The organism is Niallia sp. NCCP-28 (genome assembly GCF_023168165.1).
In the GTDB taxonomy this organism is placed as follows: domain Bacteria; phylum Bacillota; class Bacilli; order Bacillales; family Cytobacillaceae; genus Niallia.
This window is the reverse complement of sequence record NZ_BQYJ01000001.1, coordinates 395,356-411,357: the sequence shown is the minus strand read 5'-3', so window position 1 is coordinate 411,357 and position 16,002 is coordinate 395,356. Positions and strand designations below refer to the sequence as shown.

Annotated in this window: 16 protein-coding genes; all 16 read left to right on the top strand. The window is 35.9% G+C overall.

Annotated features, from left to right (window positions below; translation table 11 throughout):
* The first annotated feature begins 407 nt into the window (after positions 1 to 407).
* The 16 genes from folE to ypjB all read left to right on the top strand — a co-directional run bounded on the left by folE (position 408) and on the right by ypjB (position 15,984).
* Positions 408 to 971: a GTP cyclohydrolase I FolE gene (folE, locus tag NCCP28_RS02010; RefSeq protein WP_248559736.1), complete on the top strand. Its 564-nt coding sequence runs from the start codon at positions 408 to 410 to the stop codon at positions 969 to 971.
* A gap of 296 nt (positions 972 to 1,267) precedes the next feature.
* Positions 1,268 to 2,065: a heptaprenyl diphosphate synthase component 1 gene (locus NCCP28_RS02005; protein WP_248559735.1), complete on the top strand. Its 798-nt coding sequence runs from the start codon at positions 1,268 to 1,270 to the stop codon at positions 2,063 to 2,065.
* A 7-nt stretch (positions 2,066 to 2,072) separates the two neighbouring features.
* A complete protein-coding gene (locus tag NCCP28_RS02000; protein ID WP_248559734.1) occupies positions 2,073 to 2,780 on the top strand; it encodes a demethylmenaquinone methyltransferase in 708 nt (235 codons plus the stop codon).
* Between the two features lie 67 nt (positions 2,781 to 2,847).
* Positions 2,848 to 3,810, top strand: coding sequence for a heptaprenyl diphosphate synthase component II (gene hepT / locus NCCP28_RS01995; protein WP_248559733.1), 963 nt, complete (start codon positions 2,848 to 2,850; stop codon positions 3,808 to 3,810).
* Positions 3,811 to 3,899: 89 nt separating this feature from the next.
* Positions 3,900 to 4,346: a nucleoside-diphosphate kinase gene (gene ndk, locus NCCP28_RS01990; RefSeq protein WP_248559732.1), complete on the top strand. Its 447-nt coding sequence runs from the start codon at positions 3,900 to 3,902 to the stop codon at positions 4,344 to 4,346.
* Between the two features lie 251 nt (positions 4,347 to 4,597).
* A complete protein-coding gene (locus NCCP28_RS01985; RefSeq protein WP_248559731.1) occupies positions 4,598 to 5,377 on the top strand; it encodes a CheR family methyltransferase in 780 nt (259 codons plus the stop codon).
* Positions 5,378 to 5,538: 161 nt separating this feature from the next.
* Positions 5,539 to 6,708: a chorismate synthase gene (gene aroC / locus NCCP28_RS01980; protein ID WP_248559730.1), complete on the top strand. Its 1,170-nt coding sequence runs from the start codon at positions 5,539 to 5,541 to the stop codon at positions 6,706 to 6,708.
* The gene (gene aroB, locus NCCP28_RS01975; protein WP_248559729.1) at positions 6,708 to 7,787 is read left to right on the top strand and encodes a 3-dehydroquinate synthase; all 1,080 of its coding nucleotides are present in this window, start codon (positions 6,708 to 6,710) and stop codon (positions 7,785 to 7,787) included. The genes aroC and aroB overlap by 1 nt, the downstream gene beginning before the upstream one ends.
* On the top strand, positions 7,788 to 8,153 hold the full coding sequence (aroH, locus tag NCCP28_RS01970; protein WP_248559728.1) for a chorismate mutase: 366 nt from the start codon (positions 7,788 to 7,790) through the stop codon (positions 8,151 to 8,153). It abuts the gene before it with no gap.
* A gap of 65 nt (positions 8,154 to 8,218) precedes the next feature.
* Positions 8,219 to 9,322, top strand: a complete 1,104-nt coding sequence (gene hisC / locus NCCP28_RS01965) for a histidinol-phosphate transaminase (protein ID WP_248560268.1) — start codon at positions 8,219 to 8,221, stop codon at positions 9,320 to 9,322.
* Positions 9,323 to 9,350: 28 nt separating this feature from the next.
* Positions 9,351 to 10,457 (top strand): prephenate dehydrogenase, encoded by a 1,107-nt coding sequence (locus tag NCCP28_RS01960; protein ID WP_248560267.1) that lies wholly within the window; start codon positions 9,351 to 9,353, stop codon positions 10,455 to 10,457.
* 23 nt (positions 10,458 to 10,480) lie between these two features.
* Positions 10,481 to 11,764, top strand: a complete 1,284-nt coding sequence (gene aroA, locus NCCP28_RS01955) for a 3-phosphoshikimate 1-carboxyvinyltransferase (protein ID WP_248559727.1) — start codon at positions 10,481 to 10,483, stop codon at positions 11,762 to 11,764.
* 612 nt (positions 11,765 to 12,376) lie between these two features.
* Positions 12,377 to 13,642: a tetratricopeptide repeat protein gene (locus NCCP28_RS01950; protein WP_248559726.1), complete on the top strand. Its 1,266-nt coding sequence runs from the start codon at positions 12,377 to 12,379 to the stop codon at positions 13,640 to 13,642.
* A gap of 113 nt (positions 13,643 to 13,755) precedes the next feature.
* Complete coding sequence (locus NCCP28_RS01945; protein ID WP_248559725.1) at positions 13,756 to 14,304, top strand: ReoY family proteolytic degradation factor; 549 nt, start codon at positions 13,756 to 13,758, stop codon at positions 14,302 to 14,304.
* Positions 14,305 to 14,498: 194 nt separating this feature from the next.
* Positions 14,499 to 15,092, top strand: coding sequence for a lipoprotein heptaprenylglyceryl N-acetyltransferase LhaT (gene lhaT, locus NCCP28_RS01940; protein ID WP_248559724.1), 594 nt, complete (start codon positions 14,499 to 14,501; stop codon positions 15,090 to 15,092).
* 73 nt (positions 15,093 to 15,165) lie between these two features.
* A complete protein-coding gene (gene ypjB, locus NCCP28_RS01935; protein ID WP_248559723.1) occupies positions 15,166 to 15,984 on the top strand; it encodes a sporulation protein YpjB in 819 nt (272 codons plus the stop codon).
* Positions 15,985 to 16,002 lie beyond the last annotated feature (18 nt).

Sequence of the window (16,002 nt, the reverse complement as noted above, 5' to 3'; positions counted from 1 at the left end):
AAGCAACAGGAAATAACTTTGGCAGCGTGCTGAAACAAACGATTGTCTTCCTTTCGCATTCCCCCAATGATTATCAAAGAAAACAGTCGACAAACGGGTGTTTTTATATTATTCTCCTAACTATATGTTTTTTATTAAATAGTTTTTGCTGTTAATCCATTTATATGGGTTTATTTATTTAGAAAAAACTAAAAACAGCATAAAGCGTAAATAATAGCTTTTACACCATTTGTTTTTTTATAGTATCTATCTAATTATGGCGGTTTATATTTTTTAGTATGTCCGAGCATAAAAGGAATACTCCTATAATTTATTTTTGTAAAGCAAGGCGAGATAGTCTTCTATTGGTTATTATGCTAATATGGTTAGAGATAAATGGAATGAAAGGCTTTAGGAGGAAAAAGGAAATGTCTAAGGTAAATATCCCAAAAATTGAAGAAGCGGTAAAACTTATTTTAGAAGCTATTGGAGAAGATCCCGATAGAGAAGGTTTGTTGGATACACCTACAAGGGTAGCAAAAATGTATAGTGAAATTTTCTCAGGTTTGCAGGAAGATCCGAAAGAATATTTTCAAACGATATTTGGAGAAGATCATGAAGAATTAGTGCTAGTAAAAGATATCCCATTTTACAGCATGTGTGAACATCATTTAGTTCCCTTTTTCGGAACCGCTCATGTTGCATATATCCCGCGAAATGGAAAAGTAACAGGTTTAAGCAAATTAGCGCGAGCGGTAGAAGTGGTTGCCAAAAGGCCGCAGCTTCAAGAACGAATTACATCAACTGTTGCAGACTCCATTTATGAAATGCTTGAGCCTCATGGTGTAATGGTGGTAATTGAAGCAGAGCATATGTGCATGACGATGAGAGGCGTTAATAAACCTGGGGCAAAAACGATCACGACAGCTGTGCGAGGCCGCTATGCAAAAGATTCTGATGCAAGGGCAGAAGTGCTGTCTTTATTAAAATAATATCGGGGTCAGGTCTTTTTTCAAAGAGTCTTTTAAAGAAGAATGTTGATATTTGATTCATTTGTGCAAACTATTTGGTTTTTGCGAATGAATCAAATATTATTTTATCTAAATAATAGTCATGGACAAAGATTTGAGAGCAATCATTATGGATGTTTGTTTTTCAGGCAAGTGGATGTATGTAATGTAAAATGAGCTAGAAGGTTGAAAAAGCGTCATACACCCGTTTTATGCTATAATTACAAAAGTAAGCGTAAATAGTAAATTTGAAATAATAGGGGAACAAGGGTGATAAAATGGCCATTACACAAAGTTTGATTGATCAAATAAAAGAAAAAATCTTGCAGAAAATTTCTCATACCTATCTTTTTCAGCATATACAGAAGCCTGTTATTGATGATGAAAGATTGCTTTTAATCCTTTCTATTTTAAAAGAGGCGAAATTATCGGATAAGGATATCGAGAAATATACAATAACTACCATGCTTATCCAAATTGCCCTTGATACCCATGAGCTGATAACAAATGAAAGCCAAAGCAAAGATTTAGAAAAAAATAGACAGTTGACTGTTTTGGCAGGTGACTTTTATAGTGGCCATTATTTTCAGCTATTAGCAGAAGCAGAAGATATTCATATGATAAAAATATTGGCGGAAGCAATAAAAGAGATCAATGAACAAAAAATTGCTCTCTATCAAAAAGCAGCAGCCAATATAGACGAGTTAGTGAAAAGCATTGTAATAGTAGAATATGCTTTAGTAGATAAATTAATAGCGGCTTTTCATATGGAAGCATGGAAAAATCTATCTAGTTTCTTATTGCTTATAAAAAGGCTATTAAAAGAAAAAAATACATATAATGAGACTGGATCCTCTCTTGTCATAGATAACTTTGCATCAGAAAAATGGAAAGAGAAAAAGAAGACTGGATCCTCTTCAGAACTTATTTTAGGGAAATGTCTAGAAGAAGCTTGTAGCCGTTTGCAGAAGGCGATGAAGTCTGCGCCCATTTGCATAAATAATTTGCTATTAGAAAAAATCCAACTTTTATTAAATGAATGTCAACAACAACAAATGTATGTGGAAGAAGGGTAAAAAGGCAATGCAGCAACAACAATCGAAGGAAGAAAAAGTCCATCATGTCTTTGAAAAGATCTATGGTAATTATGATAAAATGAACACGCTAATTAGTTTTCAGCAACACAAATTTTGGCGAAAAGATACAATGAAAAAAATGAATGTATCAAAAGGTGCGGCTGCATTGGATGTTTGCTGCGGCACCGCTGATTGGACGATTAGTTTGGCGGATGCTGTCGGGCCAACTGGTCATGCTACTGGTTTGGATTTTAGCGAAAATATGTTAAGCATTGGGAAAGAAAAAACAAAAAGCCGCTCCAATATCAAGCTTATACATGGAAATGCGATGAATCTGCCTTTTCCAGACAACAGCTTTGATTATGTAACAATTGGATTTGGACTCAGAAATGTACCTGATTATTTGCAAGTGCTCAAAGAAATGCGGCGAGTGGTAAAACCAGGGGGAACGGTAGTTTGTTTAGAAACATCCCAACCAACAATGCCCGTATTTAAGCAGGGCTACTATTTTTATTTTCGGTTCATTATGCCTCTATTTGGAAAATTGTTTGCAAAAAGCTATAAAGAGTATTCATGGCTGCAAGAATCTGCCCGCGATTTTCCTGGTATGGAGGAATTAAAAAATATGTTTGAACAAGCCGGCTTATCTAATGTTTCTTATAAGCCGTACAGTGGCGGAGTTGCAGCTGCCCATTTTGGATATAAAGAAAAATAAGTTTCTGTACGGTTAAAAACAGCAGAATTTTTAGCCGTATAGATTTTAAAAGACGGGTGAGTAGTGAGTGAAATTAAAAATGATGTATTCATTTTTGAATTCGGATTTAGCGATCATTGAAAAAACATTAGAAGAAACGGTAATGGCTGATTCTAATGTTTTGCGAGAGTCTTCTTTGCATTTATTGCAGGCGGGCGGCAAACGGATTAGACCGATATTTGTTTTATTGGCAGGTCAGTTTGGCGATTATAATATTGATGTGATAAAAAAGGCTGCCGTTGCCTTAGAACTAATACATATGGCTTCTTTAGTGCATGATGATGTTATTGATGATGCAGATCTTCGCCGAGGACAGCCTACGATTAAAGCAAAATGGGACAATAAAATTGCCATGTACACAGGGGATTATATTTTTGCCCGTTCTTTAGAAGTAATGAGCGACATAAAAAAAACAGAGGCGCATAAAGTATTGGCCAATACCATTGTGGAAGTATGCATTGGGGAACTTCAGCAAATAAAAGATAAATACCGTTATGAACAAAATATCAGAGATTATTTTCGCCGCATCAAAAGAAAAACCGCTCTTCTTATTTCAGCAAGCTCTTTAGTGGGAGCCATTGCTTCTGATGTGGAAGAAAAATATCAAAAAAAGCTGTATCGTTATGGCTATTATGTAGGAATGTCTTATCAAATCATTGATGATGTACTTGATTTTGTCGCAACTGAAAAAGAATTAGGGAAACCAGCAGGAGGAGATTTGCTGCAGGGAAATATTACACTGCCTGTTTTGTACGCAATGGAGCAAAAAGAAGTGCGGGAGGCTGTAAAAACTGTCCATGAAGATATGGACAAAAAAGATCTTGAGAAAATTATTATGCTAATAAAGAATTCAGATGCTATTGATCGTTCCTTAAAAGTAAGTGATTTGTATTTGGTTAAAGCGTTAAAGGAATTAGAAGGCTTACCGAATAACCGTTCGAAAAAAGCGCTGACTAATATAGCAAAGTATTTAGGGAAACGGAAATATTAGAAAATTTTGCAAAGTGTCTCCGTTTATGGTAGTGTTTTCATGAATAGCCTATTTTTACATTTTCTATTAATAGTATAGGAGTGAAAACGATGGAGAGAACGTTTTTGATGGTAAAGCCAGATGGTGTACAAAGAAATCTGATAGGCAAAATTATAGAACGTTTTGAACAAAAAGGCTTCCAACTTATTGGTGCAAAATTTATGCATATATCCACTGAGTTGGCCGAGAAGCACTACCAGGAGCATGTGGAAAAGCCTTTTTTTACGGAATTAGTAGACTTTATTACTTCTGGTCCTGTTTTTGCAATGGTATGGCAAGGAGAAGAGGTTATTGCTAAATCAAGACTAATGATGGGCAAAACAAATCCAATGGAAGCGATGCCTGGAACAATCCGAGGAGATTTTGCTGCTGTTAAAAGCAAAAATGTTATTCATGGATCGGATGGTGCAGAAAGCGCTGCAAGAGAAATTAAGTTGTTTTTTAAAGAGGAAGAATTAATTACATATCAAAAAAATATAGAAGCATGGGTGAATTAATTATCTAGATAAGCCCTTACTTACATAAGAAGATGCTTGATGAAAATCAAGTATCTTTTTCTATACTATTAATTGCGCACTACTTTCCTTTGATTATTGGGAATATTCTTGTTATTTATTTAAGCATAGGCTAACACTGGCCTATTTATTTGATGTGAAATCAGTAGGGGGAGAGAAATTTAATGCCCTTTTTCCTGTTTTATCGTTTATACTATAAAAAAGAAATTAACGCAGTGTAGTGAGGGGTAATAATGGATAAAGATTATGATGATTTTATCAAAAATTTCTACAGTCAATCAGGTATTGATTTATCCTTATACAAGGAAGCTCAAATGAAAAGAAGATTAACATCTCTTTATGAAAAAAGGGGATTTGTTTCTTTTAAGGAATATTTTCAGGCAGTCATTAGAAATAAAGATTTAATGGATGAATTATTGGATCGAATGACAATCAATGTTTCAGAATTTTACCGAAATTACAAAAGGTGGGAAGTTTTAGAGAATAAAATCATCCCTAAACTAATGGATAAACGAGGCGGGAAACTGAAAGTATGGAGTGCTGCTTGTTCTACAGGAGAAGAGCCTTATACTCTTTCGATGGTTTTTGCCAATTGTTTGCCACGAACTCCGTATGATATTCTAGCTACAGATATTGATGAACTGGCTATTCAAAAAGCGAAAGCAGGCATTTATGTAGGCAGAGCATTAAATGAAGTTCCCTTAAAACAAAAACAGCAATACTTTACAGAAAAAGGCAGTTTTTTTCATGTAAATGAAGAGATAAAAAAAACGGTAATGTTTAAAAAACATAATCTATTGGCAGATTCATTTCAAGGCCCCTTTGATTTGATTGTATGTCGAAATGTGCTTATCTATTTCACCGAAGAGGCAAAAGATTTGCTTTATCAAAAATTTTCTAATGCCCTAAAACCTGGAGGAATTTTTTTTGTAGGCAGTACAGAACAAATATTTAATCCAGGAAAGTATGGATTTGAAACAGAGGATACTTTTTTCTATCGCAAGCGATTATAAGTTGTTTTTTAGGCTTTTCAGTTTAGGCGATAGTGTTTTGAAGCTAATTAATTATAAGGTTTTTTTATTAAATTTATTTTTTATACTATTTTTCTATACATGAATATGTTATATTGAAACATATTTCCTTTAAAGCGTTGAAGGGAGAAAGGATTCGAAAAATGAGATATTTAACTTCAGGGGAATCACATGGTCCCAAACTTATAACAATTATTGAAGGGCTTCCTGCTGGAATGCCACTGCTTGCAAGTGATATTAATGAGGAATTGGCAAGAAGACAAAAAGGCCATGGTCGTGGCAGAAGAATGCAGATTGAAAAAGATATAGTCGAAATTGGCGGCGGAATCAGACATGGTTATACATTAGGTTCTCCGGTGTCTTTAATTGTCGAAAATAATGATTGGAAGCATTGGACAAAAATAATGGGTCAGGATCCAATAGAAGAAAATGAAACAGAAATCAAACGGAAAATCTCTCGTCCAAGACCTGGACATGCTGATTTGAATGGGGCGATCAAATATGGCCACCGTGATATGCGCAATGTGCTAGAACGCTCTTCTGCCCGTGAAACAACGGTGAGAGTAGCTGCTGGCGCTGTCGGAAAAAAACTGCTTTCCCTTTTAGGAATAAAAGTGGCATCACATGTTTTAGAAATTGGCGGCGTAAAAGCAAATGTAGGGTCCTATGAGTCTATTGAAAAAGTAGCAGAAATATCTGAACAATCACCGGTTCGCTGCTTAGACCCTATTGCTGAAAAAGAAATGATGAAAGCAATTGATGATGCAAAAACCAATGGTGATTCTATCGGCGGTATAGTAGAAGTAATCGTTGAAGGCATGCCTGTCGGCGTTGGCAGTTATGTACATTATGACCGCAAATTGGATGCAAAGCTTGCTGGAGCTATTATGAGCATTAATGCATTTAAAGGTGTGGAATTTGGCATTGGCTTTGAAGCAGCGAGAAAACCTGGCAGTGAAGTGCATGATGAGATTATATGGGATGAACAAAATGGCTATACACGCAAAACAAACAGATTAGGCGGTTTAGAAGGTGGAATGTCAACAGGTATGCCGATTGTAGTGAGAGGTGTCATGAAGCCAATTCCAACTTTATATAAACCATTAAATAGTGTCGATATTGAAACGAAAGAGCCTTTTGCTGCGAGCATTGAGCGTTCAGACAGCTGTGCTGTTCCTGCTGCTGCTGTTGTTGCGGAAAATGTTGTCGCATGGGAATTGGCATGTGCTATTATTGATCAGTTTTATTCTGACAGGTTCGACAGCCTATTAGAAAATATCAATAAACATCGAGAATATGCGAGGGAATTCTAATGAAAACAGTTAGGGTTAAAACTGATTCAAAAGAATATGATGTTTTTATTGAAGAGCAGGCAGTTAGACATTTGCCTGAATTTCTGCATAATCATTTTCCAAACTGTTCCAAACTTTTTATATTAACTGATGAAACAGTGGCTAAGCTGCATTTAGCCTCCCTTACAGAGCTTTTAGCTGATTTTTCTTATGAAGCATATGTTGTTCCATCAGGAGAAAAAGCTAAAACATTTGATGTATATTATGATTGTTTAACTTTTGCCCTAACGCAAAACTTTGACAGAAAGTCGATTGTTTTAGCTCTTGGTGGCGGTGCAGTAGGAGATTTGGCTGGTTTTGTAGCAGCTACCTTTATGAGGGGAATCCCTTTTATTCAACTCCCAACAACTATTTTGGCTCATGACAGCGCTGTTGGAGGAAAGGTGGCTATTAATCACCCAGAAGGAAAGAATATGATTGGAGCCTTTTATCAGCCGGAAGCTGTATTTTATAATACTTCAGCTATTGCGACATTGCCTGACAAAGAAATTAAGTCAGGCTTTGCTGAAGTAATAAAGCATGCATTAATTAGTGATAAAGAGTTTTATGATACTCTTTTAAAGTTGGATGATTTAGGCAAAGTAACAGAGCAAGAGCTAGCTGATTTTTTGCAAAAAGGCATTGAAATAAAGGCGGGAATTGTCGGGGAAGATGAGAAAGAAACAGGAATTAGAGCCTATTTGAATTTTGGACATACATTAGGCCATGCAATTGAAGCAGAAATGGGTTATGGAAATATGACGCATGGAGAAGCTGTTGCAATTGGCATGATTTTTGCTCTAACGTTAAGCAAAAAGAAATATGGTTTGGATTTTTCTATATCCGATTTCTCACAATGGTTGGAGAAATTAAACTATCAAATTCAAATTCCGCATCATCTTGATCTGGATCGATTAATTAATAGAATGAAGCAAGATAAAAAATCATTTAATGGGGATATCCATTTTGTATTGCTGCAAAAAATCGGCCAGCCGAAAGTAGTAAAAATAGCGGAAGCAGAGATAAAAGAAGAATTACAATTGTTTAAGGAGAGAATGTAAATGATAAGAGGAGTGCGGGGGGCAATAACTGTTGAGCACAATGAAGAAACAAAAATTATGAACGCAACAGAGCGCCTTGTAAAAGCCATGATACTGGCAAATGATATTCAGGCGGATGATGTTGCATCGGTTTTTGTATCAGTGACAGATGATATAACTGCTGCGTTCCCTGCAAAAGTGATACGTTTGCAAGAGGGGTGGACGTATGTTCCTGTTATGTGCATGAAAGAAATGGATGTTCCTTTTTCGCTAGAAAAGTGCATACGGATTATGTTTCATGTCAACACACAAGTTGCCCAAAAAGACATTAAGCATATTTATTTAGAAAATGCTATTGCTTTAAGGCCAGATCTAAAAGAAGCCTAATAAGCTTACTTCTTTAAAAAAATGGGATAAACATAAAAGCTATTAACAATTTGAGGTGAACAATGATGAAATGGAAAAGCCAACTTTTGGATTTAACTCCTTATCAACCTGGAAAAAATATTGATGAAGTAAAAAGACAATTCAATTTAGAAAATATTGTTAAACTTGCTTCAAACGAAAATCCATTTGGAAGTTCCTTGAAAGTAGCAGAGGAACTGAAAAAGGTTGATGGTTCGTTTGCTTTATATCCAGATGGATATGCAACGAAATTGCGCTTGAAATTAGCTGAATTTCTGCAAGTGTCTAAAGAACAATTGGTACTTGGAAATGGATCAGATGAAATTATTTTAATGATTTCTCGTGCGCTTTTAAAACCAGGTTTAAATACAGTAATGGCAACACATACATTTGGACAATACAAACATAATGCGATTGTAGATGGAGCGGAGGTAAGGGAAGTTCCATTAACGGCCGATGGCCTTCATGATTTGGATGCCATGCTTTTGGCGATTGACGAGTCTACAAGTGTTGTATGGTTATGTTCACCTAATAATCCAACAGGTACATATATTACAGAAGAAAAATTAGTGGGCTTTTTGAAAGATGTTCCAAAAGATGTTTTAGTCGTTTTAGATGAAGCATATTATGAATATGTTATAGCAGAAGATTATTATGATGCTCTTGATTTAGTAAGTGCCTTTGAGAATTTAATTGTGTTAAGAACATTCTCTAAAATTTATGGTTTAGCAAGTTTTCGAGTTGGCTATGGGGTTGCGAATGAAACATTAATTAAAACATTAGAGCCAATTAGAGAGCCTTTTAATGTGAATACCCTTGGGCAAATTGCTGCATTAACAGCTTTAGAAGATCAAGAGTTCGTAGAAAGCTGCAAAACAAAAAACAGAGAAGGGCTGGAATTATTCTATGCATTCTGTAAAGAGCACGGTTTGGATTACTACCCATCTCAAACAAACTTCATCTTAATCGATTTTAAAATAGATGGCAATGAAGTATTCCAGTACTTTTTAGAGCGAGGCTATATTGTGCGTTCTGGTGTACCACTAAACTTCCCGACATCTGTTCGAATAACAGTTGGTTCAAAAGAACAAAATGAAGGATTATTGCAAGTGATGTCTCAGTTTTTAGAAGAGAAGGCAGCTAAATTATAATTTTACAAAAGAAGTGGCGGTGAATAAAGTGAATGGCCGCGTCTTTATAATAGGGTTGGGACTAATTGGAGGATCTTTGGCATTAGGCATTAAAGCCAAACATCCTAATTGCAGCATCATTGGTTATGATGTATCAAATCAAAATGTAAAACTTGGCAAAATGCTAGGGGTAATTGATGAAAAAGCCGAATCCATTATGGAAGGGGCTCTAAATGCTGATTTGATTATTATTTCGACACCTGTAAAGGAAACGGAAATAATAATGGAAATGTTTATAGAGCTGCCTTTAAAAAAGGGCGTAATTATTACAGATGTTGGAAGCACAAAAGGGAAAATTATGGAGAAAGCAGAAATGCTTTCGCAAAAGGGCATCACTTTTATTGGGGGACATCCGATGGCTGGCTCCCATAAAAGTGGGGTTGCTGCTGCAAAATCTTTGCTGTTTGAAAATGCCTTTTATTTAATTACGCCAGACGATTTTACAGATGAAGAGAAGGTAAAATGTTTAATGGACTGGCTAGGCGGGACAAAAGCTAAGTTTTTAGTAATTACCCCAAGTGAACATGACTTGCTGACAGGTGTCATTAGTCATATGCCACATATTGTGGCAGCATCTCTGGTGCATCAGGCAGACCAGACAAGCAAAACAAATGAGCTTGTTACAAGACTTGCAGCTGGTGGATTTAGAGATATTACAAGAATAGCATCGAGCAGTCCAGCAATGTGGCGTGATATTTTACTGCATAATAAAGAAGTGCTGCTGAAACTTTTAAAGGATTGGCAAGATGAAATGAATCTGGTTATTTCATTGATAGATGAGGAAAATGCCGAAGGGCTGTTCACTTATTTTGAGGATGCGAAAAAATTTCGGGATGATCTTCCTAAAAACCAAAAAGGAGCAATTCCCGCCTTTTATGATTTGTATGTAGATGTTCCCGACTATCCAGGGGTTATTTCGGAAATAACAGGTTATTTAGCGAAAGAAGTGATTAGTATAACGAATATCCGCATTATTGAAACAAGAGAGGATATTAATGGAGTATTAGTCATTAGCTTTCAGACAGATGAGGATAGAATGCGGGCGCAAAAGTGTATTGCAGACTATTCGAATTATGATACAACGATTGAAAAATGATGGCAGAAAAGGTGGATGAACGGATGAAATTAATAGAGACTCCAGCGAGTTTACAAGGGGAGATATTGGTCCCGGGCGACAAATCTATTTCTCACCGTTCTGTTATGTTTGGCGCGATTGCAAATGGCAGAACAACGGTTACTAATTTTTTAATGGGCGATGATTGTTTAAGTACCATCTCTTGTTTTCAAAAACTAGGCGTTCATATCGATGTACAAGAGGATAAAGTGATTATTGAAGGAAATGGATTAAATGGATTAATAGAGCCAAAAGAGGTTTTGGATGTTGGCAATTCAGGGACAACTATTCGGCTGCTGTCGGGAATTCTTGCTGGAAGAGAATTTCATGCTACATTAGTTGGAGACCATTCTATTGGAAAAAGACCGATGACAAGAGTTGTTGGCCCATTGCGTAAGATGGGAGCAAAAATTGATGGCAGAAATAATGGGGAGTTTACACCTCTCTCAATCCGTGGCGGCTGTTTGCAGCCTATAACATATGAACTTCCTGTGGCAAGCGCCCAAGTAAAATCTGCCATTATTTTTGCTGCACTGCAAGCAAATGGAAAAACAACTGTTATTGAACCATTGGCAACAAGGGATCATACAGAAAGAATGATTAAACGATTCGGCGGCGAAATTGATGTGCAAGATAAGGCAATACATGTTGAGGGCGGACAAGCTTTAACAGCTGCAGATATTCATGTTCCAGGAGATATTTCATCAGCAGCCTTCTTTTTAGTTGCAGCAAGTATTGTACCGAATAGCCGTGTTATGCTGAAAAATGTCGGTTTAAATCCAACTCGCACTGGCATAATGGATGTTTTGAAAAATATGGGAGCATCAGTCGAAATTAGTCAAAATGAATCAGAAGTATTTGAACCAGTTGGTGATATTACTGTAAGGACAAGCAAGTTGACAGGGACGGTTATTGAAGGGGACATTATTCCAAAGTTAATTGATGAAATCCCAATCATTGCTCTTTTGGCAACCCAAGCAAGTGGGACAACGATTATTAAAGATGCCCACGAGTTAAAGGTGAAAGAAACAAATCGCATTGATACAGTTGTACAAGAATTGCAAAAGCTAGGTGCTGATATTGTCGCAACAGATGATGGAATGATTATCAAAGGGGGAACACCTCTTTCCGGCAATATGGTAAATAGTCACGGAGATCATCGAATTGGCATGATGTTGGCTGTTGCTTCCCTTATTTGTGAAGGAGAATTAACATTAGAAAATGCAGAAGCGATTTCTGTATCATATCCAACTTTTTTTGAACATTTAACAAGCTTAACGCAAAATTAATGCGTAAATTAATATGAAAATAAAACTCGGTCCTAATGGAGGGCTGAGTTTTATTTTGTTCAAAATGAAACGATATAATGAATAATAGGGAAGCTGGAATCAATCCAATATTTACTCGCCATTATATTCATTAACAAAAAAAGGAATAATTTCTGAAATAAAATCATAGCTTGTCTTAAAGAAAATGGGTGGTGATGCTAGGGGATGGCTGAAAATAGAGTGAAAACATCCATTCATCTATAAAAAGTGAACGAAAAATCTGCCTGCGAGGAATGGGGAACAAAAATTTGTATTCTTATTTCTGTGTTTTTTTAAAATAAAAAATGCAGACTTGCCAATGAGGAATGTATGATAAGAGAGAAAACAGGCAAAGCAGTAAGAGAGAACAGACAGAAGAGGCGAATGTTCTCTATGTTAAATAAGTTCTTCAATCATAAATATTGAAGAAAATGATTTGTTTCTTTATCATAGTGATAGAGTATAATTTGCTTTTTTGTTAAGAAAGCTATATTCGAAGCAAGTAAAGGTATTTTTTATCATTTACAATAGTGAATATATTGAAGCAAAAGTCTTTTATTTTTCGAAATAGATAGAGACTAGAGAGGAATATACATGGAAAGAGTACAAGAAATTATTGCATTATTAGAAGATGGACAACAAGATAAGGCGTTGCAATATTATAATGATATAGTGAAAAGCGGCAGCAATGAGGAAAGATTTGTATTAGGAGAAGAGCTTTTCCAATTAGGTTTTTTGGAAGAAGCAAAAATTTTGTTTCAGCGGTTGTTAGAAGCATATCCAGAAGAGGGAGAATTATTGGTGCTAGTAGCTGAAGCAGAAATGGAACTTGGCAATGAAGAAGAGGCGATTGTTGTGCTTGAGAGAATAAACGAACAAGATCCAAGCTATCCTCAAGCATTGCTATTATTAGCCGACTTATATCAAATGGATGGATTGTTTGAAGTAAGTGAACAAAAGTTGCTTCAAGCAAAGACGATTCTGCCCAATGAAGCGATTATCGATTTTGCTCTTGGAGAATTGTATGCAGAACAAGGAAGACTGTATGATGCGATTAATGCCTATAAACTGGTTCTCCCTTATCAAACTTTAGTGGGTGGCGTGAATGTTAATGGGAGAATTGCTGATTGTTTAAGTGCAGGTGGTGGTTTTGAAGAAGCCGTCGATTATTATAAAAAAGCGTTGGCTGAAAAAGTGGAAATTAACACATTGTTTAATTTAGGATTAACTTCCCTGCAAGCTGGAATGACTTCAAGTGCCATTAAACACTTGGAAGAAGTAAAAGCATTAGATCCTTCTTTCCATTCTTTATACTTATATCTGGCAAAAGCATATGAACAAGAAGAGATGTTAAAAGAAGCGTATGAAACAGTGGTAGAAGGCATAAAGCAGGATGAGTTTAATAAAGATTTATATGTATATGGCGGGAAGCTGGCACTTAAGTTGGGCGATGAAGAAAATGCAGAAAAGTATTTTCGTGAAGGGTTGGCGATTGATCCTGAATTTACAGAAGCTGTAATTCTATTAAATAAGCTGTTTTTATCCCGGGACCGATTTAGCGACTGCATGGAGCTGATTGATATGATGGATGTTCAACAAATTGAAGAACCTCAGCTTTATTGGGACGCTGCCAAAGCGCTCCAAGGGTTGGAGAAATATTCAGAGGCATTAAACAAATATAATACAGCATATACTTTTTATAAAGATCTTCCAGATTTTTTATACGACTTTGGATATTTTCTTTTAGAAGAAGGAAAAAGAAAGGAAGCTGCCGAAATTTTTAATAAGCTGTTGTTAACTGATCCGAGCAATGTCGAGTATATGGAAATGATCGATCAATTAACAGAGGAGCCATTTTAACAAAAGCTTTAATTTTGGAGTGCATGAGCATGGGGGAAAAGAGTGATGAATGGCAGGGTATAAACTTAAAGACAAAAAAATTTAGTTGCAATGCAGAGGAGGGAACTAAACAGATGAAAACCCCTGTATCTGTCAATGAGAAAAAAGACTTCATTCGTTGGTTTTTGAATCATTATCAATTGAAGAGAAGGGAATGTGTTTGGATTTTAAATTACTTAATGAGCCACGATCAATTAATGGAAAAGGTTCATTTTGTAGATAATGCAGAAAGATGTCCAAGAGGGTTAATCATGTCGACACATTGTGTTGATGAAGTTCCATTTCGTTTTTATAAAGAAAATGTAATGACAACCGATGCAGAAAAATCTTTTCATGATATTCGCTTAAACAGGGATGAAGATATTTATATTCAATTAAATTTTTATGCTTCTAATCAGGCTCATCAATATGCAGCCGTGCTGGTGGAAAATCCATTTATGCCGAAAAAATTAGAAATAAGCGAAAAAGATAAAATGATTGCAGAGCAATTTCTTGTAGCAAGCATTGAAAAATTCCAAAAGGAAAAATTGCTTGAATTAATTGATGAGGCTCTTGATAAGGGCGATCAGCAATCTTTTCAGGAGTTGACCAATAGGTTGAAGTATTTGCAAAATGCAGAATAAATAGCAGCGGCAAAAAGGTGCGGCCAACAAGAGGGTTGGTTTGCCAAGTCCTTTTTGCTGCTTTTTTTGTTATGGAGAAAATGAATAAAAAGAAAAACAAATGAGAGAATGTGCTTGTTTTAAGCGCTTATGTACTGCTAGAAGTTCTTATGATAAAATGGAGCAATATGGATTTGGAAAGGAAGTACATAGGGATGAAATGGCTTTATTATCTATTGGCAAACCGCTCCTTTTTATTATTATTGCTCGTTGTAAATGTAGTAGGAACCATTTATGGCTACTATTGGTATAGGTTTCAGTTGGCTGAAACTCCTGCTGTTTTTTTAGCTTTTGTGCCAGATAGTCCAACGGCAAGTCTGTTTTTTGTTATGGTCCTATTTGCATTTTTGCTGAAAAGAAATTGGCCATTATTTGAGGCGTTAGCGGTTATTACACTGTTTAAATATGGAATTTGGGCTGTGGTGATGAATATTCTCGTTTATGCTAAAACGGGAATTATGGAAATGGCTGCTGTAATGCTTATTGTTTCACACGGTGCCATGGCAATTCAAGGCTTATTATATACCCCTTTTTACCGCATAAAAGTGAGGCATCTTTTGCTTGCGGGTATATGGACATTTCATAATGATGTCATTGATTATGTTTTTTTGATGATGCCAAGATATCAAGTGCTAGATCAATATATACCGGAGATTGGCTATTTTACTTTTTGGCTAAGTGTAATAAGTGTTGCCGTTGTCTATTATTTAACGCAAAAACAGCCATTCCTGAAATGGAACTTGTCTTAAGCAGATAATTTTTTATTCTAACCTTGTCCAATCCCACATACATTTTTAATAGTAGAGTGGGGAGGGACAAAAAATGAAGGCTAAATTGGTTGTATTAACGTTACTATTATGCTTGCTTGCACCAATTTCTCTTACTATTTCAGCAGCAAATGCAGATGTAAAACGAAATGCTCCTATAGATGAACTTGATACGCTGAGTGATGAAGCACTGCAGCTTGTAAAGTCAGAAAGATATGAGGATGCTAAAAAAATTCTTGATTATTTCTCCAATCAATTTAGTGTGGTTTCTATTAAACAAAAAACTTTTACTATGGATGAATTAAGAATTGTGACTGGAGCGCATGATGAAGCTGTTGAAGCCATTTCTAACGCGTCCCTTAACAGCAATGAACGTGTTAATACGGTTACAAAATTCCGTCTTGCAGTTGATGCAATTTCTTCAGGGAAACAGCCTTTATGGACACAAATGGAAGAGCCGGTCATGGCTACATATGGAGAAATGGAACAAGCATTGGCTGCAGGAAATAAGCGAGTTTATGAAGAAAAAATGGATTCATTTCTGTCTTTATATCAAATTATTTATCCTAGTTTAAAATTAGATGTAGGAACAGAACAGTTTCAAAAATTAAATGCATTAGTAGAATTTATTGGGACATACCGTCTGCAAGTGTTTTCTAATGGAGGGCAGCAAGAAGAGATTGCAACTCTTCAGTCCGAACTGGAAGATGTATTTAATCAAGTGTACGAAGATGAAGCAGATCCTTCTCTTTGGTGGGTAATTATTTCCACAGGCAGCATTATTATTTTGACATTATCTTATGTTGCGGTGAGAAAATATATAGGAGAAAAAGGAGAACAAAAGAGAAAAAGAAAATCCAGCCATAAACTATAAGCATCGGTATTTAACGAA

Excerpts from the sequence above, each read along its gene's own strand:
- ypjB (WP_248559723.1), top strand. The coding sequence starts at position 15,166 with ATGAAGGCTAAATTGGTTGTATTAACGTTACTATTATGCTTGCTTGCA.
- lhaT (WP_248559724.1), top strand. The coding sequence starts at position 14,499 with ATGAAATGGCTTTATTATCTATTGGCAAACCGCTCCTTTTTATTATTA.
- NCCP28_RS02005 (WP_248559735.1), top strand. The coding sequence starts at position 1,268 with ATGGCCATTACACAAAGTTTGATTGATCAAATAAAAGAAAAAATCTTG.
- NCCP28_RS01950 (WP_248559726.1), top strand. The coding sequence starts at position 12,377 with ATGGAAAGAGTACAAGAAATTATTGCATTATTAGAAGATGGACAACAA.
- folE (WP_248559736.1), top strand. The coding sequence starts at position 408 with ATGTCTAAGGTAAATATCCCAAAAATTGAAGAAGCGGTAAAACTTATT.
- aroA (WP_248559727.1), top strand. The coding sequence starts at position 10,481 with ATGAAATTAATAGAGACTCCAGCGAGTTTACAAGGGGAGATATTGGTC.
- NCCP28_RS02000 (WP_248559734.1), top strand. The coding sequence starts at position 2,073 with ATGCAGCAACAACAATCGAAGGAAGAAAAAGTCCATCATGTCTTTGAA.
- ndk (WP_248559732.1), top strand. The coding sequence starts at position 3,900 with ATGGAGAGAACGTTTTTGATGGTAAAGCCAGATGGTGTACAAAGAAAT.
- NCCP28_RS01985 (WP_248559731.1), top strand. The coding sequence starts at position 4,598 with ATGGATAAAGATTATGATGATTTTATCAAAAATTTCTACAGTCAATCA.
- aroC (WP_248559730.1), top strand. The coding sequence starts at position 5,539 with ATGAGATATTTAACTTCAGGGGAATCACATGGTCCCAAACTTATAACA.
- aroB (WP_248559729.1), top strand. The coding sequence starts at position 6,708 with ATGAAAACAGTTAGGGTTAAAACTGATTCAAAAGAATATGATGTTTTT.
- hisC (WP_248560268.1), top strand. The coding sequence starts at position 8,219 with ATGAAATGGAAAAGCCAACTTTTGGATTTAACTCCTTATCAACCTGGA.
- NCCP28_RS01945 (WP_248559725.1), top strand. The coding sequence starts at position 13,756 with ATGAAAACCCCTGTATCTGTCAATGAGAAAAAAGACTTCATTCGTTGG.
- aroH (WP_248559728.1), top strand. The coding sequence starts at position 7,788 with ATGATAAGAGGAGTGCGGGGGGCAATAACTGTTGAGCACAATGAAGAA.